We start from the raw sequence: 21,517 nt of genomic DNA on the forward strand, positions 1-21,517 counted from the left end.
TGAACGTCGGGACAAGGCTAATATCAAATCAGGCAGTCACCGATCTCGAAAAGGCATACGATTGATTTCCATCAGACAGTTCCGCTACTTTGTCGAAGTCGTCGATGCGGGCAGCTACTCGCGCGCAGCGGAAAAGCTGTACATCGCGCAATCGGCGCTGAGCCGGCAAATCAAGGAGCTGGAAACCGAAGTACAAGCCTTGCTGCTGACGCGCGACGCGCGCCATATCGAACTGACGCCGGCCGGACAGGTATTTTATGAGCGGGCCAGGCGCATCCTCGAAGACATCGAGGAAACCGTGCGCCAGACGCGGCACGTGGGATAAGGGGCGCAAGGCATCATCCGCCTGCTGCATTCGAGTTCCGTGACCCTCACGCCCGCCATCGGCGCCGTGCTGAACCGGCTGCTGGCGCAGTTTCCCGGCATTTCCCTGGACGTATCGAAAGGCTCGTCGGAAAACCAGGCGTTTGACATCGATGAAGGCCGCGCCGACCTGGGCCTGGTGCGCCTGCCCACCTTGCGCAAGCACGCCAATATCGTCGTGCGCGAACTGTTTGCGGAAAAGCTGGTGGTGGCCGTGTCATCGGTCTCGCCGCTGGCCGCACTGGAGCGCACGACGATTGCCGCCCTGCGCGACGAGGCGTTCGTCTCGATCCCGCACAAGGACCGCGGCGGCCTCAGCTACCTGGTAGCGGGCCTGTGCCTGGCGCAGGGTTTCTTTCCGAAGGCGGCACGCGCCCTGTCGCGCAAGACCTCGCAGCTGAACCTGATCGAGGCGAACATGGGCATCGCCATCGTCCCCGATAGCATGCGCCTGGTGGCGCCGCCCGGCGTGCGTTTTATTATGCTGCCCGACGAGGAATCGCATTCCGTCGTGGGCCTGATCTCGCCGCGCGCGGCCAGCGGCATGGTGGCGGCGTTTACGGAAGCGTTCGTGCGCGAGATGACCGCGTTGACCACGATGGATTAACCTTCCGCATACAGCGCCGCATCCACATCCCGCACGGCCGCCATCAGCAGGGCCAGCTTCATGACATCGAGCTTGCCGTCGGTGCGCACGCGCGAGCACAGGTCGATGCCGTAGGGGCGCACCTGGCGCAGCGCCTCCATCACATTGTTTGCATCCAGGCCGCCGGCCAGGAACACGGGACGCGGGCTGGCGCGCACGAAGCGCGCACTGACGGACCAGTCGTGCGTGCGGCCCGTGCCGCCCAGTTCCGGAAACAACGCGCCAGGGCGGCCGGAATCGAGCAAAAAGGCATGCACATGCGGCGCGTAGGCGGGGATCAGCGCCAAAGCCTCGGGCCCTTCCACATGGATCACCTGCACGCGCCGCACATGCGGCAGCAGGCGCGCCAATTCCTCGACTTCACGCGGGTCGATATGGCCGACGATCTGCACGGTCGATGGCTGCGTGGCGCGCACGTGTTCGGCGATGGCTTTCGCCGTCGTCTCGGACGTCAGCAGAAACGTGGCGACGGGTGGCGGCGTCCAGGCGGCGATCTGCGCGATGCACGCGTCGGGAATCGGGCCGAGACCGGACGGCATGGCGGCCACCAGGCCCAGCGCATCGGCGCCGGCGGCAATCGCCAGTTGCGCTTCGTCGATGGAAGCGATGCAGCAGATTTTGATGCGGGTTCTCATGGCCTTGCGTGTTCAAATGGGCTGAGCAACATTACAACACAGGGTGACACGCACGCCAAGACACGCGGTCAAGGCCGCGCACGATTTGTGCCAGAATGGGGGCATTGCCCACTTCCCGAGGAATCCATGGCCGACTACAAAAAACCCAGCTACGTGGCCCGCTCCATGCACCCGCGTTTTGATGAACTGACCTCGCCCGGCGAAGCCGTGCCGTATTCGGGTATCTACCGCTGCGACGGCTGCGCGCACGAGATCGTGTCGACGGAAGGCCACGTCATGCCGCCGCAAAACCACCATCAGCATAGCAGCGAGCAAGGTGCCATCCGCTGGCGCCTGATCGTCAGCCCGCGCTGATTGACACGCGCCAGGTGGCGGACGATACTTGATTCATCCGGGATCGCCATTCGAACGTCATTGGAACACCAGCATGCGCATCGTCGACTTCGAAGTCCGCAAGGAGTGTCCGCCGCAGCTGTGCGACTGCGAGCGCGAGCGCCTGCTCGACGATGCGCAGGCGGACCTTGCCATCCTGCGCCTGAACCTGAGGGAAGAAAAGCGTTTGCTGGCGCACATCGAGGGCATCGCCACCTATGCGCAGCTGCAAAAGCTGCAACTGCTGCTGAAGAAAAACCTGGGCGTGGAATTGCAGATCGCGCCGGGCAGCGGCGAAGTGCGCAGCGTGCGCGGCTTCCAGATCCGCCTGCAAGAGCAACCCGGCCTGTGCCGCAAGACGCGCGCCGCCATTCCGGCCGCCGTGCGGCGCTGCCTGGCCGCGCATCCCGAGATCGCGTTTGCGATCTTGAATGACAACGATTTGCTCGCTGGCGTTTAACCCCAAGGCAAAGGTTCTACGCTGGGTGTATCTCGATCACTTTCTTGCCTTTCGCTGCACGCGCGCGCAACTGCCCGCAGCCGCCCTCCACGTCCTGCCCGGCCGAATCGCGCAATTTGGTCAGCACGCCCCGCGCGTGCAGGGCGGCGGCAATGGCGCGCGCCTTTTCCCAGCTGGGACGCTTGAACGGCAAGTCATCGATGGTGTTATACGGGATCATGTTCAGCACCGCGTACTTGCCCTTCAGGAGTGCCACGATGCCATCCATCTCGTCGTCGCCATCGTTCACCCCTTCCATCAAGGTCCATTGATACTGCACCGGGTAGCTGGTGAGGTGCGCATACGACTCGCCGAAGTCCACCAGTTCGCGCGGGGTGAGTCTGGGCGCGCGCGGCAGCAGCTGTTCGCGCAGCTCCGCCTTGGTGGTATGCAGGGACAGCGCCAGCGCCGGCTTGACGCGCCCTTGTGGCAGGCGCTCGAACGCGCGCGGGTCGCCCACGGTGGAAAACACCAGGTTCTTGTGGCCGATATTGCCCTCGGTGCCCAGCAGTTCGATCGCTTCCATGACATTATTCAGGTTATGCGCCGGTTCGCCCATGCCCATGAAGACGACTTTCTTCACGGGGCGCAGGGTGCGCGCCAGCACCACTTGCGCGACGATTTCGCCGCTGGTCACTTGCCGGATCAAGCCGTCGCGGCCCGTCATGCAGAACTGGCAGCCGACGGCGCAACCGACCTGGCTGGACACGCACAGGCCGTCGCGCGGCAGCAGCACGCTTTCCACCGTTTGGCCATCGTGCAGTCCCACCAGCAGGCGCGCGGAACCGTCCGCACCCGGATGGGTGCTGAGCAGTTTCAGCATGCCCTGCAATTCGAGGTCGAGCGCGGGCAAGGCCTCGCGTACGGGCAACGGCAGGAAATCCTCGGCGCGGCGCCGGCCCTGGTCGTGCGGCTGCCCCTGTATCCAGTCGCGCAGCACGCGTTGTTCGTGCAGGGGTTTGGCACCCAGGGCGCGCAGGCGCTGGCGGAGATGATCGATTTGCATGGATTCTGAATAAAAAAACGGCGCGCAGGCATGAAGCCAGCGCGCCGTGTTACAGGTAAAAGCGTTACACCTTCTTGACGAACTCGGTTTTGAGGCTCATGGAGCCGAAGCCGTCGATCTTGCAATCGATATCGTGGTCGCTGTCGACCAGGCGGATATTCTTGACCTTGGTGCCCATCTTGACGACACCGCCGCCACCCTTCAATTTCAAGTCCTTGATGACGCTGACCGTGTCGCCGTCCTGCAGGATATTGCCGGCCGAGTCGCGGTACACCTTGGCGCCCTCTTCCGCCGCTTCGCCCGCCGTGGCCGACCATTCATGCGCGCATTCAGGGCAGATCAACTGGCTGCCGTCTTCGTACGTGAATTCGGATTTACATTGCGGGCATGGTGGTAATGTGCTCATTTTTTTCTCTGTCTGGTGAACAGCGCGTGCTGTAAAAGCCGACAGTATACTGCCTACACCGCGCATCAGCGGGCTTTTTTCGCCATCCTTGTCAAGGACGATAAATAATCTCGATGGTGCTGTGGACTATTTCCTCGTGGATGCCGATGCGCGCACGCAGCTCGGCGCCTGTCAGCGAGGGATCGCGGCTGACCACGGACAAGGCGCACGAATACAGCTGCTTGCCGACTCGCCACACGTGCAGGTCGACGATGCGCGGCGTGTCGCCGGCGCTTTCCACTTCCACCGCTGCGCGAATTTCATCGACCACAGCAGTATCAGAACCCGCTGCAGCCAAGGCAAGGTATCACTGCGTCAGGGTGCCGCCGCGATTTTTTGCAACTTGCTGGCCAGCGAGGCGTCGGACAATTCGCCCAGGTGGGTGTCAACCAATCGCCCCTGCGCGTCATAAAACAGGGTGGTGGGCAGGGCCGAGGAACCGGCCGCCTTGCCCAGCGCCGCCTCGCTGTCGAGCACCACATTGCGCAGGGTCACGCCGCTCCTGTCCAGGAAAGCGCTGGCCGCCGCCGCATCCTCGCGCTGGTTCGCATACACGAAGACGATATCGGCGCGCGCCTGCTGCGCGGCCGCCAGCACGGGCATCTCGCGCCGACACGGCGGGCACCAGCTGGCCCACAGGTTGACCACCAGCGGCTTGCCGCCGGCCAGCGCCGCCAGGGTCACCGGCGCGCCGGCTAGCGCATGCAAGGCCACGGCTGGCAAGGCTGTCGGCCTGTCATACGCCAGCCCCATCCCTGCGCTCAACACACCCCAGGCCAGTGCGCCGGACACCGCGCTGATGGCCAGAGGCCGGCGCATGGCCGCCATGGCGCGACGCCGGCAGCGCCATGCGGCAATGGCCAGGGCAGCGGCGATGCCGGCAGGCGCCAGGAAGCCGCCATCGCGGATATTGATGATGGACCAGGGCGCCGCCAGATATTGCTCATGCCAGCGCAGCACGAAAGCTACGCGCGCCGCCAGCAAGCCGGCGATCAGCAGGTCGGAAATGAGGGGACCGGCGTCCGGCAGTTGGCGATACCGCCGCAGCCAGCCAGCTACGCCGTAGGCGACGCACAGGGAAACGAACAACAAGACCAGGCCCGTGGGCAGGGCCAGGGGGCCGATTTGCAGGGACAGCATGGGGCTCTCTACAACGATGCATGGACCACCATTCTGCCCACTGCAAGTTAAGCTGGCATTAAATAGGTAATAGGCAATAGGCAATAGGCTGTTGATTGCCATCAGCGCATTTATATCATGTTGTGATATATTATTCCGCTTTCCCCTTTCCCTTTCATTACCCATGTCCTCCGTACCTCCCGCCACGCTAGGCAAACATGACTTTACGACCCTGTCGGAATTTCGCTATCAGATGCGACGTTTCGAGCGCTTCTCCGACGACGTGATCCAGGCGCACGGCATCACGCCGCTGCAATACCTGCTGCTACTGCATATCAAGGGTTATCCGGGCCGTGATTGGGCCACCGTGGGGGAGCTGGCCGAGCGGCTGCAGGCCAAGCCGCACGGCGTCGTGGCGCTGATCACGCGCTGCGAAGTATCGGGACTGGTAGAGCGCCGCCATAGCAGCATCGACCGGCGTCGGGTCGAAATCCATCTGCTCGCCGACGGCGAAGCCATGCTGGCCAAGCTGGCGCAATTGCATCGCACGGAACTGCTGTCCCTCGAAGGCGTGTTCACCATCCCGAAACTGGCAGGAGGCAGCCATGCATAAGTACGATACGCGACGCGACTTCGATGGCCAGGCGCGGCTGCTCCTGATCTCCTGCATCGCAGTAGTGGTCGGCGCACTGAGCTCCGTGACGGCCTACGTGCTGCTGCGCGCGATCCACTTCTTTACCAACCTGTTTTTTTTTCAGAAACTGTCAACCGCCTTCACGTCGCCGGCCGGCCATGCGCCAGGCATCTGGGTCATCGGCGTTCCCGTGCTCGGTGGCCTTATCATCGGGCTGATCGCCCGCTACGGCACGGAGCAGATACGCGGTCACGGTATTCCCGAAGCCATCGAGGCGATCCTGTTCAAGAAAAGCCTGATGTCGCCCAAGGTGGCGCTGCTCAAGCCGCTGGCGTCGGCCATCGCCATCGGCAGCGGCGGCCCATTCGGCGCCGAAGGGCCGATCATCATGACGGGCGGCGCCGTCGGCTCGCTACTGGCCCAGCATTTCCACCTGAGCGCGGCCGAACGCAAGACCTTGCTGGTGGCCGGCGCCGTGGCGGGCATGACGGCAGTGTTTGGCACGCCCGTGGCAGCGCTGCTGCTGGCGGTGGAACTACTACTGTTTGAATTGCGTCCGCGCAGCCTCGCGCCGGTGGCGATTGCCTGCGTCATCGCCGGCTTCCTGCGCCCCTTGCTCATCGACAGCGGCCCCTTGTTCCCCTTGCACAGCGCGGCGCTGCCGCCTTCAGCACTGCTATCGTGCCTGATCGCCGGCTTGCTGTGCGGCGCGCTGGCGTGGCTGCTGTCGACCTCGCTGTACCGTGTGGAAGACCTGTTTCACCGGCTACCGTTCCACTGGATGTGGTGGCCGGCGATCGGCGGCATCGCGGTGGGCATCGGCGGCTACTTCCAGCCGCGCGCGCTGGGAGTCGGCTATGATGTGATCGCCGACCTACTGCACAACCATATTGCGGCCGGCGCGCTTCTCGCGCTGCTGGCAGTCAAGGCCGTGATCTGGTTGCTAGCGCTCGGTTCGGGTACCTCGGGCGGTGTGCTGGCGCCGCTGCTGATGCTCGGCGCCGGCCTGGGCGCCCTGATAGGTCCCTACCTGCCGGGCAGCGAGCCAGCCATCTGGCCGCTCGTCTGCATGGCCGCCACCCTCGGCGGCATGATGCGCGCGCCCATCATGGCCGTGGCTTTCGCGTTTGAATTGACGCACGATGTCAATGCACTACTACCCGTGCTGGCCGCATCGGCAGTCGCCTATGCCTTCACCGTGATCACCATGCACCGCTCCATCCTGACGGAAAAGATCGCCCGCCGCGGCTACCATATCTACCGGGAATACGGTATCGACCCCATGGAACGCCATAGCGTGGCCGAGGTGATGACGCAAGCGCCCGTCAGCATCGACGCCAACGCGCGCCTTGCCGACGTGCTGGCCAGCCATTTCAGCGAGACGCAGCGCCACCGTGCGTTCCCCGTCACGCGCAACGGCGCGCTCATCGGCATGCTGGACCGCCCCACCCTGTTGCAGCGCCTCTCCGACAGCCCTGAACTGACGACGGGCGAGCTGTTTGGCGTGAACATGCCGGTAGTCGCCCTGGCCGATGAAACGTGCCGCGCCCTTGCGACTCGCCTGGCGGTGCACGAACTCGAACGCCTGCCCGTCGTGAGCGATGCCAGGACCTTGCACCTGATCGGCATCGTCAGCCGCAGCGACCTGGTCAAGCCAGCGCTGGGTCTGCAATCGGAAGAGGTGCAACGCCAAACCGTGCGGCGCCTCTGGCCGCTGCCGAACAAGGCCCCAAACCAAGGAGAAACAGGGTTCAGCTGAGCAGCGCCTCCTTGCGTACAAACTGCATGGCTTGCGGCTGGTCCACCAGCACGCACTGCTTGCCCGTGCGCTTGCAGTGGTCATGCACGCGCCAATAGGCATCGTGGCTGACGCAGCCCGTCTGGCAAATCACCAGGTCGGCCGCCACCAGGCCCGCTTCCAGCGCCGCCGCATCGTCGGCGCCAGCATCGCCGCCCGCATGGTGCAGGAAGCGCCCGCCGGCCTGCTCGATGGCTTGCTGCGCCATAAGCGCGCCGTCCGCAGCCTGGGTCAAATAGCTACCCACATACAGCACGGCTTTTTCACACACGTCGGCCCGCAAGGCTGGCACGGGCAACCATTGCAGGCGCAGCAATTCGCGCATCAGGTCCTGCACGCGCTCACCGAGCCACTCGACCTTGCGCGCCAGCCTGGCACGCGTCGGCAAGCCAGGCACACTGGCCGCCAGTTCGGCCAGTTCATCGCGCGCCAGCGCCAGCTGCGTAGCGCGAATCACGACTTGCGCCCGCGCGCGCATCAATTCCGACTCCAGCTGCGCGATGCGCGCCGCCTGCGCGGCCAGTTGCGCACTGCAACGGGCCTGCGCGCGACCATACTCGCCCATCAGCACGCGATGCTCGTGCGCGATCAAATCCTCATTGCCATACACACTGCCCATCATGCCCTCCTTCACCACCCGTGGCGCCATGGCGCCAGCCCATCGCTACCCCATAGCTGCGTATTATAAATGAGAATCATTATTATTTGTGTATGCACGCGCGCGCAGCAGGGGTATGCGCTGGCCGCCAGCGTCACGCAGTCGGCGGGCAGGACAGCAGGCGCTGCCAGACGTCATCCTGCACCTGCCGCACCTGCCGCAAGCCATCGGGACCGCGATAGATGCCCAGCGTATTCGGCCACGCCATATCAATGAACAACAGCCGTGCCGGATCGATCAGCAGGGACTGGCCCACATAATTGCCCTTGATCTCGCCCTTGTTCACGCTCAGCAGGCGCGCGCCGCCCGCAAGCGCCCGCTCTTCCAGCGCCACGCCGCTGCGCTCGGCCACATCGCGCAGCCAGCGTTCGCGCCAGCGCGCCTGTTCCTCGAATTGCCCCGTTGGCGGCCGGTCCAGCTTGACGACGGCCGCCACGGGACCGCCTATCCCCGCCTGCAGCGAAAAACCCATGCGTTCCTGCAATTCAACCGTGTAGGCCTCGCCCTTGACGTCGATCTGGTAGCGCCCCGTCCCGTCTTGCACCAGCAGGTCAGCCTGATGATAGGAAGGTTTGACGCAATTGGCGTACTGATAGACGAGCACATCGAGGAACGGGGGCGCGGCGGGGGTGGTTGCCGCCATGGCGGGCGACAGGCTGGCACACAGGGCCGCAGCGGCCGCATATTGCATCGTGCATTTCATCTTGCTCATATTTGCTCCTGTTCGAGTGGAAAGTCGATGGCGGCCGAAAAATACCTGCGGCACGCCATCCAGTCGCACATATTAGCTATTTTGTATATTTCTTTCTGGCATGTTGGCGAAGCAGCTGCATGTGCATATCCCCTCGCTTGTCCTAACCATGCCGTCAATGCCGCTGACATAGGCCGCGCTGGCCAGTATGAAATTTCTGCGCGGCATTTGCATATTATGCAATTTTTTAGGGAGCTTGGGAGGAATGAGGGGGAAGAAACTGTTTGCGGGACACAGGTCGGCGCATGCGTTCGCAAAAGGCGGCGTATGTGCTGGCTGCCATTGCCTGAGATGAGGGAACGGCGTTGGCCGCTGCGCGGCCAACGGGCCGCGCAGCGCGGTGATTGGGCGATTCGGAGGGGGTTGGGCCGGCACTGCCCAATCCTTCGAATCCCACCGTTGCGTCCAGACAAACAAAAAAGCCTCCCGCAGGGGAGGCTTTTTTGTTTGATTCTGGCGGAGACGGTGGGATTCGAACCCACGATACAGGTATAAGCCGTATGCATCCTTAGCAGGGATGTGCCTTCGGCCACTCGGCCACGTCTCCTAGCTGATTACTCAACTATGTCGCTGTAGCTAACTGCGCTGCAGCAACGAACGTCATAATATCGATTGCCCCCCCTTTGGTCAAGGGCGTGGGGCAATATTTTTAGATATTTAAGCTTTTTCCAGCTCGAACGCTTTATGCAGCGCGCGCACGGCCAGTTCCATGTACTTTTCATCGATCAGCACGGAGATCTTGATCTCGGAAGTGGAGATCATCATGATGTTGATGCCCTCTTCCGACAGGGTGCGGAACATTTGCGATGCCACGCCAACGTGGCTGCGCATGCCCACGCCGACGACGGACAGTTTCGACACTTTCGCATCGCCCGTGATGCTGGCCGCGCCCAGCGATTCGCGGTTCGATTCCAGCACGGCCAGCGCGCGCGCGTATTCGCCGCGCGAGACGGTGAAGGTGAAGTCCGTTTTACCGTCGACCGACTGATTCTGTATGATCATGTCGACTTCGATGTTCGCGTCCGCCACCGGCCCCAGGATGTGGTAGGCCACGCCTGGACGGTCGGGCACGCCGAGCACGGTGATTTTGGCTTCATCGCGGTTGAAGGCGATGCCGGAGATGACTGCTTGTTCCATGTTTGTATCTTCCTCAAACGAAATCAGGGTGCCTGAATTGGCTTCTATTTCCAGCGGCAACATCGGGTCGGTCAGCGACGACAGCACGCGCGTGGGCACGCGGTAGTTGCCGGCAAATTCCACCGAACGCGTTTGCAGCACTTTGGAACCCAGCGAAGCCAGTTCCAGCATTTCTTCAAAGGTGATGGTCTTCAGGCGGCGCGCCTCGGAGACCACGCGCGGATCGGTCGTGTAGACGCCGTCGACGTCCGTGAAGATCAGGCACTCGGCCGCTTTCATGGCGGCGGCAATCGCCACGGCCGAGGTGTCGGAACCGCCGCGGCCCAGGGTCGCGATGTTGTCGTTCTCGTCGACGCCCTGGAAACCGGTAATGATGACAATCTTGCCCGCATCGAGGTCGCGTTTGACTTTTTCGTCATCGATCGACTGGATGCGTGCCTTGGTAAAGGCGGAATCGGTCTTGATCGCGACTTGCCAGCCAGCATAGGATACGGCTTGTTTGCCGATCGCCAGCAGTGCCATCGACAATAGGCCGACGGACACTTGTTCGCCTGTCGAGGCGATCATGTCAAGTTCACGAGGATCGGGTTGATCCATGATTTCCCTGGCCAGTCCAATCAGGCGGTTGGTTTCGCCCGACATGGCCGATGGCACCACCACGATTTGATGCCCAGCGTCGTGCCACTTGGCAACGCGCTTGGCGACATTCTTGATACGGTCAGTCGAGCCCATCGACGTACCGCCATATTTGTGGACGATTAATGCCATAAGAGTGAAGTTTCCGCTCAAGAAGAATAAAAAAGGAGGGCTTTACTCTACATGCCGCAATGCAAAATAACAAGCTAAAAAGCGCATTAGCTCATACCGATTACGCATATGGAAATATGCAATCCATGCAGTTGGGAGCGCATGGGCAGCCACTTGCCGACCACCCCGAGAGTGGCCGTGGCGGCTGCCCTCACGCTCAGCAGGAGAGCCAGCGCAAGGCCACGCGGGGACGCTCCAGCAGGCTCAGGCAATGGCAATCGAGGCCTATACCCGCCGCATACAGCAATTGTTGCGCCGCACAGACAAGGGGCAGGCGTTCGCGCTCCCAGGCGGGCACGTCAAACGCCTGGTAATGGTATTTCAAGCTCTTGGTGGGACGGTTCAGGGCCAGTTTCAAGCGCTCGCCGCCCTGGCGGAAATCGATCGTCAAGGTTTGCGCTTGCAACCAGGCAATATCGATGCCCTGGCCGCCCTCTTCCACCGCATCGAAATGCAGCACGCCGCCATATGCGGGAAAGGCCATGCTCGCCTCGCCTTTCCACACAAATTGCTGGCCAGCCTTTTCCAGGCCGGGAATGCCCGCGTCGTCACGCTCGCGCATGCCCGCCAGGTCATCGAGCTTCGGCGTCAGGTACAGCCGGTCGCGGTGGCGCCGCACGTGGCATTCGGGATGCGTCACCAGCAGTTGCGCATCTGGCCGCGCTTCCAGCAATTGCGCCAGCATTTCCGCCAGCCATGCCGTCGACGGCATGCGCAAGCCGCGCGTGCCGAACCAGTGGCGCAGCAAGTTGTAGCAGCGGTCCGTACTTAACTCACGCAATTTCGCCAGTTCGATGCAGTCGCCATCGAGGCAAGCGGCCAGATCCTGCGTCGCCAGTTCCGTCAGCAGGCGCTGCGCCGACTGCGCATGCTGGGCGCTGCGGGCGAAGCGCTCCTGGAAGCCGGGAAAGGCCTGCGCCAGCACGGGCATCACCTGATGCCGCAGAGCATTGCGGGCAAAGCGGGGATCGTCATTCGACTCGTCGTGGATGTGCGCAATCGCCTGTTGCGCCACATAGGCTTCGAGCTGCCTGCGCGACACCGACAGCAGCGGGCGCGCCATCACCAGGTCCGGGTTGCCCAGCAGCTCGGGCGCGCTGTTGGCGCCATCCATGCCGGACAAACCCGCCGTGCCGGAACCGCGCAGCAACTGCAGCAGCACCGTCTCGGCCTGGTCGTCCTGGTGGTGGGCTGTCAGCAACAGGCGCACGCCGTGCGCCGCGCACAGCTCGCCCAAGGCCGCATAGCGGCGCTTGCGGGCCGCCTCTTCCGTGCCCGTCTTCGCATTCTTTTCCAGCGTGACCTTGCGTGCTTCAAAGGCGATGCCCATGCCGGCGCACAATTGCTCGCAGTGCAGCAGCCAGGCATCCGCATGCGGGCTCAGGCCGTGGTGCACGTGGAACGCGTGCAAGGCCACGCCGTGCTCTTGCGCCCAGGCATGTGCCAGGTGCAGCAGGGCCGAGGAATCGAGGCCGCCGCTCAGGGCGATGCCGACGGGACTACCGGCTGGCGGCACGCAGGCGTCCAGCGCGCGGGCGAAGATGTCGGCGACGGTGGCGGTTTGTTGCTTTTTCATAAGACTCCAGGAATGCAAAGAGGGACAGGTGACCAAACGACTCCTGTCGTCTGGCTGCCTGTCCCCGGTGTTCTTGCTGCCGGCCTGCGCCGGCGATGGCTTACTCGCTCGGCGTGGTTTCCTTGAACTTGCCGTAGCTCAGCAGTTTTTCATGGCGCGCTTGCAGCAAGTCCTTGGTTTTCATGCCGTGGAACTGGCGCAAGGTGTCGGCCAGGGCGCGCTTGAGCAAGGTCGCCATCTGTTTCGGATCGCGGTGGGCGCCGCCCAGCGGTTCGTTGATGATCTTGTCGATCATGCCCATGGCTTTCAGGCGGTGCGCCGTCAAGCCCAGCGCTTCGGCCGCGTCGGAAGCGCGCTCGGCGCTCTTCCACAGGATGGAAGCGCAGCCCTCCGGCGAGATCACGGCATAGGTCGAGTATTGCAGCATCAGCACGGCGTCGCCCACGGCAATGGCCAGCGCGCCGCCGGAACCGCCTTCACCGATGATGGTGGCGATCAACGGCACTTTCAGTTCGGCCATCACGTACAGGTTGTGGCCGATGGCTTCCGACTGGCCGCGCTCTTCCGCGTCGATGCCGGGGAAGGCGCCTGGCGTATCGACGAAGGTGAAGATGGGCAAGTTGAACTTTTCAGCCACTTTCATCAGGCGCATGGCCTTGCGATAGCCTTCCGGCTTCGGCATGCCGAAATTGCGCAGGGCGCGCTCTTTCGTGTCGCGGCCCTTCTGGTGGCCGATGACCATACAGGGCTGGCCATTGAAACGGGCCAGGCCGCCAACGACGGACAAATCGTCCGCGTAGCTGCGGTCGCCATGCAATTCGTGGAAATCGGTAAAGATTTCATTCACATAATCCATGGTGTAAGGGCGCTGCGGGTGGCGCGCGATCTGCGCCACTTGCCAGGGCGTCAGCTTGGCGTAGATATCTTTGGTCAGCTGCTGGCTCTTCTTGGCCAGGCGGTCGATCTCTTCCGAGATGTCGACGGCCGAATCGTCTTGCACGAAGCGCAACTCTTCGATCTTGGAATCGAGTTCCGCGATCGGCTGTTCAAAATTGAGGAAAGTCGTTTTAGTCATTGTACCTCCAGGTTTTACCGGCCACGGCACCAGGGCGCGCGGCATTATCTATGTTTATTTTACCGTACCGGCTGCTGCGCCGGGGGCTGCATCAGGTGCGATAGCGGCAGTTGCAGGGTCGAGACTGCGCCACAAATACCAAGTGGCCACGGTGCGCCACGGTTCCCAATTGGCGGAAACTTCGCGCGCATCGCTGCGGGAAACAGGTTCGCCGGAGAAATAATTGACGCTGATACCCTGGATCAAACCGGGGTCGTCGAGCGGCAAGACATTCGGCCGTAGCAGATTAAATATCAAAAACATCTCGGCTGTCCAGCGCCCTATGCCGCGGATTTGCACCAGTTCGGCGATGACGGCTTCGTCATCCATCTGGTCCCACTGGCTGGCGTGCACGCGCTTGGCCTTGAAATGGTCGGCCAGGTCGAGGATGTATTCGGTCTTGCGTTTGGACAAGCCGCAGGCGGACAGTTGCTCTGCGCCTGCCTTCAATACCTGCGAAGGCGTGCATTTCGGGCAAGCCAGCAGCAGCTTTTTCCAGGCAGCATCGGCCGCCTTGGGTGTAATCTGCTGGCCCACCAGCGAACGGGCCAGGGTGGTAAACGGGTCGCTGTGGCCGACCAGATGCAGGTCGCCAAATTGCGGGATGAGCTTTTTCATGATGCGGTCGCGCTTCATCAGCTCGATCTTCGCCTCTTCCCAGTAGTGCGGCACCTGGATCACCTGCTCCGCCACCGGGGCGTCCCCGTTTTCCCTGGACGTCGCCATCATGCGCGGCGCCAGTTGGTCGAGCCGTCAGGCTTGTCTTCGAGAATGATGCCGGCCGCCAACAGTTCAGCGCGGATCTTGTCGGACTGGGCAAAGTCGCGGGCCTTTTTCGCCGCGCTGCGCGCCGCGATGGCCGCTTCGATGCCGGCGGCCTCGTCCTCGCCACCGGCTGCAGTGCCGACGGTCGCTTGCAAGAATTGCTGCGGCGTGCGTTCCAGCAAGCCAAACACGCCCGCCAGACCCTTCAATTGACGCGCCAGGGAGGGAGACTTGCTCTTGTTGACTTCCGTCGCCAGATCGAACAGGGCGGCCACGGCCAGCGGCGTGTTGAAATCGTCATCCATTGCCTCGGCCACGCGGGCGGCATGCGCTTCGCTCCAGTCGATGGCGCCTTCTTCCAGCACCACGTCGGCCAGCGCCGTGTACAAGCGCGTCAGCGACAAGCGGGCGTCGTCCAGGTGCACGTCCGAGTAATTCAGGGGGCTGCGGTAGTGCGCGCGCAGGATGAAGAAGCGAATCACTTCGGCATCGAACTTTTGCAGCACTTCACGGATGGTGAAGAAATTGCCAAGCGACTTGGACATTTTTTCATTGTCCAGGCGCACGAAGCCGTTATGTATCCAATAATTCACGCTGGTATGACCGAACGCGCCTTCAGATTGGGCGATCTCGTTTTCGTGGTGCGGGAATTGCAAGTCCGCGCCGCCGCCGTGGATGTCGAACTGTTCACCGAGCAGGGCGCAGGACATGGCCGAGCACTCGATATGCCAGCCCGGGCGGCCGCGGCCCCACTTCGAGTCCCATTTGACTTCTTCCGGCTCGGACGCTTTCGATGACTTCCACAGCACGAAGTCGAGCGGATCGCGCTTGCCCGTGTTCACGTCGACTCTTTCGCCCGCGCGCAGGTCGTCGAGCGACTTGCCCGACAGCTTGCCGTAGTGGGGGAAGTTGCGCACGGCGTAATTGACGTCGCCGTCAAGACCCTGGTAGGCGAGGTCCTTCGCTTCGAGCTGCTCGATCAGGCGCAGCATCTGCGGCACGTAATCGGTGGCGCGCGGCGTGTGGTCGGGCGTCAAGATGCCCAGCGCAGCCGTGTCTTCATCCATGTAGCGGGTGAAGCGCGTCGTCAGCTGGGAAATCGTCTCGCCGTTTTCCACGGCGCGGCGGATGATCTTGTCGTCGATGTCCGTAATGTTACGCACATAAGTGACGTCGAGACCGGAGGCTTTCAGCCAGCGGTAGATGACGTCGAAGGCCATCATCATGCGCGCATGGCCGATATGGCAATAATCGTAGATGGTCATGCCGCAGACGTACATGCGTACCTTGCCAGCTTCCATCGGGACGAATACCTGCTTCTCGCGAGCCAGGGTGTTGTAAATCTTTAGATTGCTCATCGTACTTTGCAAGTGGAGCGGCCGCCAGCCTGGCAAAACGACAGACAGGCGCGGACACCGGGTGTGCCGCGCCACTGAACTGCCGTGTGCGCCAAGACTGGTCGAGCCGCTATAGTGTTGTTCTTGTTTGTTAGAATTAGGGCGTTAGCGGTCAAGTATAACATTGATAAAAACCATACTGGCCCGATATGGATCAGGTTTTTACGCTGCTCAAGCAAATTTTCATTTCTTTACAATTAAAGCAAGCTTAGAGAAAAATAACGATCAAGGACACCTTCATGCAAGAAATCAAATCGAAACGCCTGTCTTTCCTGGCCCGCTTTTGCACCCTGTTTGCCGGCCTGACCCTGGGCGGCGCCGTCGTTGCGGCCGCGCCAACGACCATCGACCCGACCCCGCACGTGACCCTGAAAACCAGCCTGGGCGAGATCGTGCTGGAACTGGACCAGGAAAAAGCGCCGCTAAGCGTGGCCAATTTCTTGCAATATGTCAAAAGCGGCTATTACAAGGGCACCGTGTTTCACCGCGTCATCGATGGCTTCATGATACAGGGCGGCGGCTTCGACAAGAACATGAAGCAGAAAGCGACAAAAGCGCCGATCAAGAACGAGGCGCAAAACGGCTTGCAGAACGTCAGCTACAGCATCGCCATGGCACGCACGGGCGACCCGCATTCGGCCACGTCGCAGTTCTTCATCAACGTGGGCAATAACGGCGCGCTCGACTATCCTGGCCGCGACGGCTTCGGCTACACGGTATTCGGCAAAGTTGTCAAAGGCATGGACGTGGTCGACAAGATCAAGGCCGTGCCCGTTGCCGACAAGGGGCCGCACCAGAACGTGCCAATCACCCCCGTGGTGATCGAATCGGCGACTTTACTCAAATCAGCGCCCGCAAAACTGTAAAATAGCGTTTTTGCGGCCCTGAACCACGGGGGCCGTCGAATCATTCTTCATCTAATTTATTAAGGATCATCATGACCTCCGTCATCATCACCACCAATCTGGGCAAGATCACCGCTGAACTGGACGCCGAGAAAGCGCCGAAAACGGTTGCCAACTTCCTGGCCTACATGCAAGCCGGCCACTACGACAACACGATTTTCCACCGCGTCATCGACGGCTTCATGATCCAGGGCGGCGGTTTCGAGCCAGGCATGAAACAAAAGCCTGCCGACACCACCGTGGAAAACGAAGCCAAAAACGGCCTGAAAAACGACACCTACACCTTGGCCATGGCCCGCACGTCGGACCCGCACTCGGCATCGGCCCAGTTCTTCATCAACATCAAAAACAACAGCTTCCTCGACTATCCAGGCCAGGACGGCTGGGGCTACGCGGTGTTCGGTAAAGTCACCGACGGCAAGGAAGTCGTCGACGCCATCCGCGCCGTAAAAACCTCGCGCACCGGCATGTTTGCCGATGTGCCGGTAACCGACGTGATCATCGAGAAAGTCGAAGCCGCTTAATACGGCTCTGGCATCATGAATAACAGGCATTGCAGCGTTTGCGCCTCTCCATGCACTTCACTTTTTGGGAGCGTTGAACGATGACAATGCCTGCCGCACTCTTTATTTCCGACCTGCATCTGCAGAGCTCGCACCCGCGCACCAGCGCGGCGTTTCTTTCTTTCCTGGAACACCATGCGCAATATGCGCAAGCGCTGTATCTATTAGGCGACCTGTTCGAATATTGGGCCGGCGACGATGACCTGGAAGACCCGTTCAATGCGCGCATGACGGCTGCTATCCGCTCCGTCAGCGATGCTGGCGTGCACGTGTACTGGATCGCCGGCAACCGCGACTTTCTTGTCGGCTCCGGCTTTGCCGCCGCCGCCGGCGCCACCCTGCTCAGCGAACCGCATGCGGCTACCATTGCCGGCCAGCGCATCGTCTTGCTGCATGGCGACGCCGAATGCACGAAAGACGTGCAATACATGGAGTTTCGCGCCATGGTGCGCCAGCCCGCGTGGCAAAAACAGTTCCTGTCCATGCCGCTGGCACAGCGCAAGGCCATCATCGCCGGTTTGCGTCAGAGCAGCCGCGCGCACAATGGCGAAAAATCCATGGACATCATGGATGTCACGCCCGATGCCGTGGCCCAAGTATTTGCCGAACATGCCAGCACCATCATGATCCACGGCCATACGCACCGCCCTGCCCTGCATAAAGTCGACAATACCTTGCGCTATGTCCTGCCCGACTGGGAATGCGACGTGACGGCGCCAGAACAGCCACGCGGCGGCTGGATCGCCATCGATGCGCGCGGCAACATCACGCGCCACGACCTGAACGGCGACATCATCGACTAGGCCTGCGCCGACCGTAACACGGGCGTTTGTCCGATAGCCGCGCCCGCCTGGCCTTGCTGTAATGGCGCCATGCATACCATTTACATCGGCACGGCCGGCTGGCGCCTTTCCAGCGCCGCCGCCAGCCACTTCCCCCTCGATGGCAGCCATCTGCAGCGCTATGCCAGCGTCTTGCCCTGCGTGGAAATCAACAGCTCCTTCTACCGCCCGCACCAGAGCGCCACCTACGCGCGCTGGGCCGCCAGCGTGCCCGCACATTTCCGTTTCAGCGTGAAATTACCACGCAGCATCACGCACGAACGGCGTTTGCGCGATGGCACGGCCGAACTGGATCGCTTTGCGGGGGAAGTATCGGAACTGGGAATAAAACTGGGCTGCGTGCTGGTACAGCTGCCGCCCAGCCTGCGTTTCGAGGCGGACGTGGCCGCCGCATTTTTCAGTGCGCTACGCCAGCGCTTCGACGGCATGCTCGCTTGCGAAGCGCGCCACGCCAGCTGGTTCGCGGCGGACTCCACCGCCATGTTGCAGGAACATGCGATCACGCGCGTGCGCGCCGATCCGCCGGCCGGCCAGCCGGGCCCGCATGTGCCGACCACGGATATCGCCTACCTGCGTCTGCATGGCAGCCCGAGAATCTATTACTCTGACTACCCGCCCGACTATCTGGCAAGTCTGGCCACCACCCTGCGCGCACAGGTGCAGGCCGGCAGCTGGTGCATCTTCGACAATACGGCAGCCGGCGCCGCCCTGTTCAATGCACTGGACCTGCAGGCGCGACTGGCCTGAAATAGTTGTTGAATTTTTGAGTCTTAGTGTTATAGTTAACTACAACACCATTTAACCATATCAGGGAGCCCCGATGCCTACAGCATTTTTCACGCGCCGCCCCGCCCCGCCCTTCTCGGAGCGCATCCCATGAGCGCGGCATGGAACGACAATAGCCCCATCTACCGCCAGCTCAAGGCCAGGGTGGTGGGCATGATGCTCGATGGCGTGCTGCAGTCCGGCGACGCCCTGCCGTCGGTGCGCCAGGTGGCGGCCGATTATCAATTGAATCCCATCACGGTTTCGCGCGCCTATCAGGAACTGGTCGACGATGCCCTGGTGGAAAAACGCAGAGGACTCGGTATGTATGTCTTGGATGGCGCCCGCGAGAAATTGCTGGCCAGCGAACGCGAGCGCTTCCTGCGCGAAGAATGGCCGGCGATGCTGGAACGCATCACGCAACTGGGCCTGGACCTCGATCAACTACTGCAAGCTAGCCGCGACAGTGGCGCACACGGAGAGTACGCATGAATGTATTGAACAAGGACAGCGTCATCAGCGCGCGCGGCTTGCGCAAGCAATATGGCAAGCAGGTGGCCATCGATGGCATCAGCTTTGATATCGCGCCAGGGCGCATCGTCGGCTTGATCGGGCCTAACGGCTCCGGCAAGACCACCACCCTGAAAGCCATCCTGGGCTTGACGGGTTTCGAAGGCGACCTGTCGGTGTTGGGGCGCGATCCCCGCGTGCAGCGCGACGCGCTGATGGAGGACGTGTGCTTCATCGCCGACGTGGCCATCCTGCCGGGCTGGCTGCGCGTGGCCGACGCCATCGATTTCGTTGCCGGCGTGCATCCACGTTTCGACCGCAGCAAGGCCGAACGCTACCTGGCCCACACCAAACTGTCGCCGAAGATGAAGGTCAAGGCCATGTCGAAGGGCATGGTGGTGCAGCTGCACCTGGCGCTGGTGATGGCCATCGACGCCAAGCTGCTGGTGCTCGACGAGCCGACCCTGGGCCTGGACATCCTGTACCGCAAGCAGTTCTACCAGAACTTGCTGGAAGACTATTTCGATGAAAACAAGACCATCGTCATCACCACGCACCAGATCGAGGAAGTGGAACACATCCTCAGCGACCTGATGTTCATTCGCGACGGCAAGATCGTGCTGGCCTCGACCATGGAAGAGGTGGGCGAGCGCTATAGCGAGGTGATGGTGGGCCCGCAGCACGTCAATCCGGCGCGCGCCCTGCAGCCGATCAGCGAACGCAGCGTGTTTGGCAAGTCGGTGATGCTGTTCGACGGCGTCGCCCGCACCCAGCTGGCCGCCCTGGGCGAAGTACGCACGCCCAGCCTGGCTGACCTGTTTGTCGCGACCATGAAAGGATCGTACCAATGAGTATTTCCCCTGCAAACAAGCTGCAATGGCTGCTCCGGCGTGAATTGTGGGAGCACAAGGGCATACTGGTGTGGACGCCAGCCCTGATCGGCGTCGTCATGACGGTGCTGGGCTCCCTGATGGCGGCCGCGACCATCGCCAGGACCAAAATGCACACGGCGCTCATCGTCAATGGCGAGGAAATTTCCTGGAGCACCGTCTTCAATACCCGCACCTTCGGTCCGCGTCGCACGGAAATCATCGACGCCGTCGCCAACAACTATACGTACGCGGCTGCGCCGCTGTTCCTGGCGCTGGGCTTCCTGGTGTTTTTCTATTGCCTGAGCGCCCTGCATGACGACCGCCGCGACCGCAGCGTGCTGTTCTGGAAATCGCTGCCCATCTCGGATGCGCAGACGGTGCTGTCAAAAGCGGCCATCGCCCTGCTGGTCGCGCCGCTGATCGTGGCCGCCGCCGCCAGCCTGACTTCGCTGGCCCTGATCCTGATACTGAGCGGCGTGCTGGCGGCCAACGGCATCCACGTGCTTGCCGAACTGCTTGGCTCTGCCGGCCTGTACCTGGGACCGCTGCGCGTGTTCGGCTTGCTGCCCGTGTATTGCCTGTGGGCCTTGCCGACGGTTGGCTGGTTGCTGATGGTCTCAAGCTGGGCCAAGTCGAAAGTCTTCCTGTGGGCCGTCGGCCTGCCGCTGCTGTTGCTCATCTTGACAGTCTGGGCCGGCAAGCTGACGCAGACGGAAAGCGACATCAGCTGGATACAGATGCATGTCATCGGACGCGCCCTGCTGGGCACCCTCCCCGGCAGCTGGTATCTGTTTGAACCGGAACTGCTGCCGCAAATGCACGCCCTGGCAGCAGGGGGATCGCACACGACACGCATCGATGTGTTCAGCAATTCCTGGTCCAGCCTGGCCTTGCCAGCCGTCTGGCTGGGTGCGGCGGCAGGCGCGGCGCTGATTTACGCGGCCATCCGCCTGCGCCGGTGGCGCGAGGAAGGCTGACAAGCGCACGATCACTGCCCCATCAAAAACGCCCCGCCCATCGGGGCGTTTTCTATTTTCGCCCCATTGCGCCACTTGAAATAATAACTATTCTTCTGATAGTTATTATCAACGCAGCTCCGCATCCGATAAAGACTATTCAATCGATAGCATTAATTCGATACGATAATTACAAATAATTATTCGCATCGCATTTTATTTGAAATCACATTTAATAATCGTCGAACAAAAAACGTAACTGTTCAGCCGGGGGCTGGCTGAATCGGGTTTCCAGCGAAGGCGCGTTGCAAGACGGCGAGCATGCCATGGCCTTGTTTCCGTAGCGTGTCGAGGCAGGAGCGAATAACGCAGAAGTTTTGCG

General features: G+C 61.8%; 25 protein-coding genes and 1 tRNA gene. 13 read left to right on the plus strand and 13 right to left on the minus strand.

Annotation, left to right across the window (positions count from 1 at the left end; genetic code table 11):
* Positions 1-61 precede the first annotated feature (61 nt).
* Together CSZ94_RS28530 and CSZ94_RS07425 are read left to right on the plus strand one after the other, a co-directional pair.
* Positions 62-325 (plus strand): LysR family transcriptional regulator, encoded by a 264-nt coding sequence (locus tag CSZ94_RS28530; RefSeq protein ID WP_258000820.1) that lies wholly within the window; start codon positions 62-64, stop codon positions 323-325.
* A 21-nt stretch (positions 326-346) separates the two neighbouring features.
* Positions 347-970, plus strand: a complete 624-nt coding sequence (locus CSZ94_RS07425) for a LysR family substrate-binding domain-containing protein (RefSeq protein ID WP_374703566.1) — start codon at positions 347-349, stop codon at positions 968-970.
* Here CSZ94_RS07425 and CSZ94_RS07430 read toward each other — a convergent pair.
* Positions 967-1,644 (minus strand): phosphoribosylanthranilate isomerase, encoded by a 678-nt coding sequence (locus tag CSZ94_RS07430; RefSeq protein ID WP_102120927.1) that lies wholly within the window; start codon positions 1,642-1,644, stop codon positions 967-969. The genes CSZ94_RS07425 and CSZ94_RS07430 overlap by 4 nt on opposite strands.
* Before the next feature lie 126 nt (positions 1,645-1,770).
* Between CSZ94_RS07430 and CSZ94_RS07435 the strand changes: the two genes are divergently transcribed.
* Together CSZ94_RS07435 and CSZ94_RS07440 are read left to right on the plus strand one after the other, a co-directional pair.
* The gene (locus CSZ94_RS07435) at positions 1,771-1,998 is read left to right on the plus strand and encodes a hypothetical protein (RefSeq protein WP_102120928.1); all 228 of its coding nucleotides are present in this window, start codon (positions 1,771-1,773) and stop codon (positions 1,996-1,998) included.
* Positions 1,999-2,071: 73 nt separating this feature from the next.
* Positions 2,072-2,476: a hypothetical protein gene (locus CSZ94_RS07440; RefSeq protein ID WP_102120929.1), complete on the plus strand. Its 405-nt coding sequence runs from the start codon at positions 2,072-2,074 to the stop codon at positions 2,474-2,476.
* 16 nt (positions 2,477-2,492) lie between these two features.
* Here CSZ94_RS07440 and CSZ94_RS07445 read toward each other — a convergent pair whose 3' ends face one another.
* The 4 genes from CSZ94_RS07445 to CSZ94_RS07460 form a co-directional block, all read right to left on the minus strand.
* Positions 2,493-3,521 carry an RNA methyltransferase gene (locus CSZ94_RS07445; protein WP_102120930.1) on the minus strand — a complete coding sequence of 343 codons (1,029 nt, stop codon included), beginning with the start codon at positions 3,519-3,521 and terminating at the stop codon, positions 2,493-2,495.
* Between the two features lie 64 nt (positions 3,522-3,585).
* Complete coding sequence (locus CSZ94_RS07450) at positions 3,586-3,927, minus strand: zinc ribbon domain-containing protein YjdM (RefSeq protein WP_096234803.1); 342 nt, start codon at positions 3,925-3,927, stop codon at positions 3,586-3,588.
* A gap of 91 nt (positions 3,928-4,018) precedes the next feature.
* Positions 4,019-4,237, minus strand: a complete 219-nt coding sequence (locus CSZ94_RS07455; protein ID WP_258000822.1) for a hypothetical protein — start codon at positions 4,235-4,237, stop codon at positions 4,019-4,021.
* Between the two features lie 44 nt (positions 4,238-4,281).
* A complete protein-coding gene (locus CSZ94_RS07460; RefSeq protein ID WP_102120931.1) occupies positions 4,282-5,106 on the minus strand; it encodes a TlpA disulfide reductase family protein in 825 nt (274 codons plus the stop codon).
* 163 nt (positions 5,107-5,269) lie between these two features.
* Between CSZ94_RS07460 and CSZ94_RS07465 the strand changes: the two genes are divergently transcribed.
* Positions 5,270-5,698: a MarR family winged helix-turn-helix transcriptional regulator gene (locus CSZ94_RS07465; protein ID WP_102120932.1), complete on the plus strand. Its 429-nt coding sequence runs from the start codon at positions 5,270-5,272 to the stop codon at positions 5,696-5,698.
* Positions 5,691-7,478 carry a chloride channel protein gene (locus tag CSZ94_RS07470; RefSeq protein ID WP_102120933.1) on the plus strand — a complete coding sequence of 596 codons (1,788 nt, stop codon included), beginning with the start codon at positions 5,691-5,693 and terminating at the stop codon, positions 7,476-7,478. Before CSZ94_RS07465 ends, CSZ94_RS07470 begins: the two co-directional genes overlap by 8 nt.
* On the opposite strand, the gene CSZ94_RS07475 is transcribed toward CSZ94_RS07470, so the two are convergent.
* From CSZ94_RS07475 to cysS, 8 genes are all read right to left on the minus strand, one after another.
* Positions 7,471-7,995, minus strand: coding sequence for a DUF2325 domain-containing protein (locus tag CSZ94_RS07475; RefSeq protein ID WP_258000824.1), 525 nt, complete (start codon positions 7,993-7,995; stop codon positions 7,471-7,473). The genes CSZ94_RS07470 and CSZ94_RS07475 overlap by 8 nt on opposite strands.
* Positions 7,996-8,269: 274 nt before the next feature.
* Positions 8,270-8,887 carry a hypothetical protein gene (locus CSZ94_RS07480; protein WP_102120935.1) on the minus strand — a complete coding sequence of 206 codons (618 nt, stop codon included), beginning with the start codon at positions 8,885-8,887 and terminating at the stop codon, positions 8,270-8,272.
* Positions 8,888-9,380: 493 nt separating this feature from the next.
* A tRNA-Ser gene (locus CSZ94_RS07485) sits at positions 9,381-9,473 on the minus strand.
* Between the two features lie 110 nt (positions 9,474-9,583).
* A complete protein-coding gene (locus CSZ94_RS07490) occupies positions 9,584-10,831 on the minus strand; it encodes an aspartate kinase (RefSeq protein WP_102120936.1) in 1,248 nt (415 codons plus the stop codon).
* Between the two features lie 196 nt (positions 10,832-11,027).
* Positions 11,028-12,446 (minus strand): tRNA lysidine(34) synthetase TilS, encoded by a 1,419-nt coding sequence (gene tilS, locus CSZ94_RS07495; protein ID WP_102120937.1) that lies wholly within the window; start codon positions 12,444-12,446, stop codon positions 11,028-11,030.
* Between the two features lie 100 nt (positions 12,447-12,546).
* Complete coding sequence (locus tag CSZ94_RS07500; protein WP_102120938.1) at positions 12,547-13,521, minus strand: acetyl-CoA carboxylase carboxyltransferase subunit alpha; 975 nt, start codon at positions 13,519-13,521, stop codon at positions 12,547-12,549.
* 54 nt (positions 13,522-13,575) lie between these two features.
* Positions 13,576-14,289, minus strand: coding sequence for a DNA-3-methyladenine glycosylase family protein (locus tag CSZ94_RS07505; RefSeq protein WP_374703565.1), 714 nt, complete (start codon positions 14,287-14,289; stop codon positions 13,576-13,578).
* Entirely contained in the window at positions 14,286-15,683 is a 1,398-nt protein-coding gene (gene cysS / locus CSZ94_RS07510; RefSeq protein ID WP_102120939.1) for a cysteine--tRNA ligase, read from the minus strand. Before cysS ends, CSZ94_RS07505 begins: the two co-directional genes overlap by 4 nt.
* Positions 15,684-15,961: 278 nt before the next feature.
* On the opposite strand from cysS, the gene CSZ94_RS07515 reads away from it, so the two are divergent.
* From CSZ94_RS07515 to CSZ94_RS07545, 7 genes are all read left to right on the plus strand, one after another.
* A complete protein-coding gene (locus CSZ94_RS07515) occupies positions 15,962-16,588 on the plus strand; it encodes a peptidylprolyl isomerase (protein WP_180977389.1) in 627 nt (208 codons plus the stop codon).
* A 71-nt stretch (positions 16,589-16,659) separates the two neighbouring features.
* Complete coding sequence (locus CSZ94_RS07520; protein ID WP_070346992.1) at positions 16,660-17,151, plus strand: peptidylprolyl isomerase; 492 nt, start codon at positions 16,660-16,662, stop codon at positions 17,149-17,151.
* Between the two features lie 86 nt (positions 17,152-17,237).
* Positions 17,238-17,993: a UDP-2,3-diacylglucosamine diphosphatase gene (locus CSZ94_RS07525; protein ID WP_102120940.1), complete on the plus strand. Its 756-nt coding sequence runs from the start codon at positions 17,238-17,240 to the stop codon at positions 17,991-17,993.
* A 69-nt stretch (positions 17,994-18,062) separates the two neighbouring features.
* Positions 18,063-18,779 carry a DUF72 domain-containing protein gene (locus CSZ94_RS07530; RefSeq protein ID WP_102120941.1) on the plus strand — a complete coding sequence of 239 codons (717 nt, stop codon included), beginning with the start codon at positions 18,063-18,065 and terminating at the stop codon, positions 18,777-18,779.
* A 129-nt stretch (positions 18,780-18,908) separates the two neighbouring features.
* Positions 18,909-19,289: a GntR family transcriptional regulator gene (locus tag CSZ94_RS07535; RefSeq protein ID WP_102120942.1), complete on the plus strand. Its 381-nt coding sequence runs from the start codon at positions 18,909-18,911 to the stop codon at positions 19,287-19,289.
* Entirely contained in the window at positions 19,286-20,158 is an 873-nt protein-coding gene (locus tag CSZ94_RS07540; RefSeq protein ID WP_102120943.1) for an ABC transporter ATP-binding protein, read from the plus strand. Before CSZ94_RS07535 ends, CSZ94_RS07540 begins: the two co-directional genes overlap by 4 nt.
* The gene (locus CSZ94_RS07545; protein WP_102120944.1) at positions 20,155-21,156 is read left to right on the plus strand and encodes a hypothetical protein; all 1,002 of its coding nucleotides are present in this window, start codon (positions 20,155-20,157) and stop codon (positions 21,154-21,156) included. Before CSZ94_RS07540 ends, CSZ94_RS07545 begins: the two co-directional genes overlap by 4 nt.
* Positions 21,157-21,517: the final 361 nt, after the last annotated feature.

It is taken from the genome of Janthinobacterium sp. ROICE36, assembly GCF_002869965.1.
Lineage (GTDB): Bacteria > Pseudomonadota > Gammaproteobacteria > Burkholderiales > Burkholderiaceae_D > Janthinobacterium.

Excerpts from the sequence above, each read along its gene's own strand:
- CSZ94_RS07430 (WP_102120927.1), bottom strand. The coding sequence starts at position 1,644 with ATGAGAACCCGCATCAAAATCTGCTGCATCGCTTCCATCGACGAAGCG.
- CSZ94_RS07435 (WP_102120928.1), top strand. The coding sequence starts at position 1,771 with ATGGCCGACTACAAAAAACCCAGCTACGTGGCCCGCTCCATGCACCCG.
- CSZ94_RS07440 (WP_102120929.1), top strand. The coding sequence starts at position 2,072 with ATGCGCATCGTCGACTTCGAAGTCCGCAAGGAGTGTCCGCCGCAGCTG.
- CSZ94_RS07445 (WP_102120930.1), bottom strand. The coding sequence starts at position 3,521 with ATGCAAATCGATCATCTCCGCCAGCGCCTGCGCGCCCTGGGTGCCAAA.
- CSZ94_RS07450 (WP_096234803.1), bottom strand. The coding sequence starts at position 3,927 with ATGAGCACATTACCACCATGCCCGCAATGTAAATCCGAATTCACGTAC.
- CSZ94_RS07460 (WP_102120931.1), bottom strand. The coding sequence starts at position 5,106 with ATGCTGTCCCTGCAAATCGGCCCCCTGGCCCTGCCCACGGGCCTGGTC.
- CSZ94_RS07465 (WP_102120932.1), top strand. The coding sequence starts at position 5,270 with ATGTCCTCCGTACCTCCCGCCACGCTAGGCAAACATGACTTTACGACC.
- CSZ94_RS07470 (WP_102120933.1), top strand. The coding sequence starts at position 5,691 with ATGCATAAGTACGATACGCGACGCGACTTCGATGGCCAGGCGCGGCTG.
- CSZ94_RS07475 (WP_258000824.1), bottom strand. The coding sequence starts at position 7,995 with ATGCGCGCGCGGGCGCAAGTCGTGATTCGCGCTACGCAGCTGGCGCTG.
- CSZ94_RS07480 (WP_102120935.1), bottom strand. The coding sequence starts at position 8,887 with ATGAGCAAGATGAAATGCACGATGCAATATGCGGCCGCTGCGGCCCTG.
- CSZ94_RS07490 (WP_102120936.1), bottom strand. The coding sequence starts at position 10,831 with ATGGCATTAATCGTCCACAAATATGGCGGTACGTCGATGGGCTCGACT.
- tilS (WP_102120937.1), bottom strand. The coding sequence starts at position 12,446 with ATGAAAAAGCAACAAACCGCCACCGTCGCCGACATCTTCGCCCGCGCG.
- CSZ94_RS07500 (WP_102120938.1), bottom strand. The coding sequence starts at position 13,521 with ATGACTAAAACGACTTTCCTCAATTTTGAACAGCCGATCGCGGAACTC.
- CSZ94_RS07505 (WP_374703565.1), bottom strand. The coding sequence starts at position 14,289 with ATGATGGCGACGTCCAGGGAAAACGGGGACGCCCCGGTGGCGGAGCAG.
- cysS (WP_102120939.1), bottom strand. The coding sequence starts at position 15,683 with ATGAGCAATCTAAAGATTTACAACACCCTGGCTCGCGAGAAGCAGGTA.
- CSZ94_RS07515 (WP_180977389.1), top strand. The coding sequence starts at position 15,962 with ATGCAAGAAATCAAATCGAAACGCCTGTCTTTCCTGGCCCGCTTTTGC.
- CSZ94_RS07520 (WP_070346992.1), top strand. The coding sequence starts at position 16,660 with ATGACCTCCGTCATCATCACCACCAATCTGGGCAAGATCACCGCTGAA.
- CSZ94_RS07525 (WP_102120940.1), top strand. The coding sequence starts at position 17,238 with ATGCCTGCCGCACTCTTTATTTCCGACCTGCATCTGCAGAGCTCGCAC.
- CSZ94_RS07530 (WP_102120941.1), top strand. The coding sequence starts at position 18,063 with ATGCATACCATTTACATCGGCACGGCCGGCTGGCGCCTTTCCAGCGCC.
- CSZ94_RS07535 (WP_102120942.1), top strand. The coding sequence starts at position 18,909 with ATGAGCGCGGCATGGAACGACAATAGCCCCATCTACCGCCAGCTCAAG.
- CSZ94_RS07540 (WP_102120943.1), top strand. The coding sequence starts at position 19,286 with ATGAATGTATTGAACAAGGACAGCGTCATCAGCGCGCGCGGCTTGCGC.
- CSZ94_RS07545 (WP_102120944.1), top strand. The coding sequence starts at position 20,155 with ATGAGTATTTCCCCTGCAAACAAGCTGCAATGGCTGCTCCGGCGTGAA.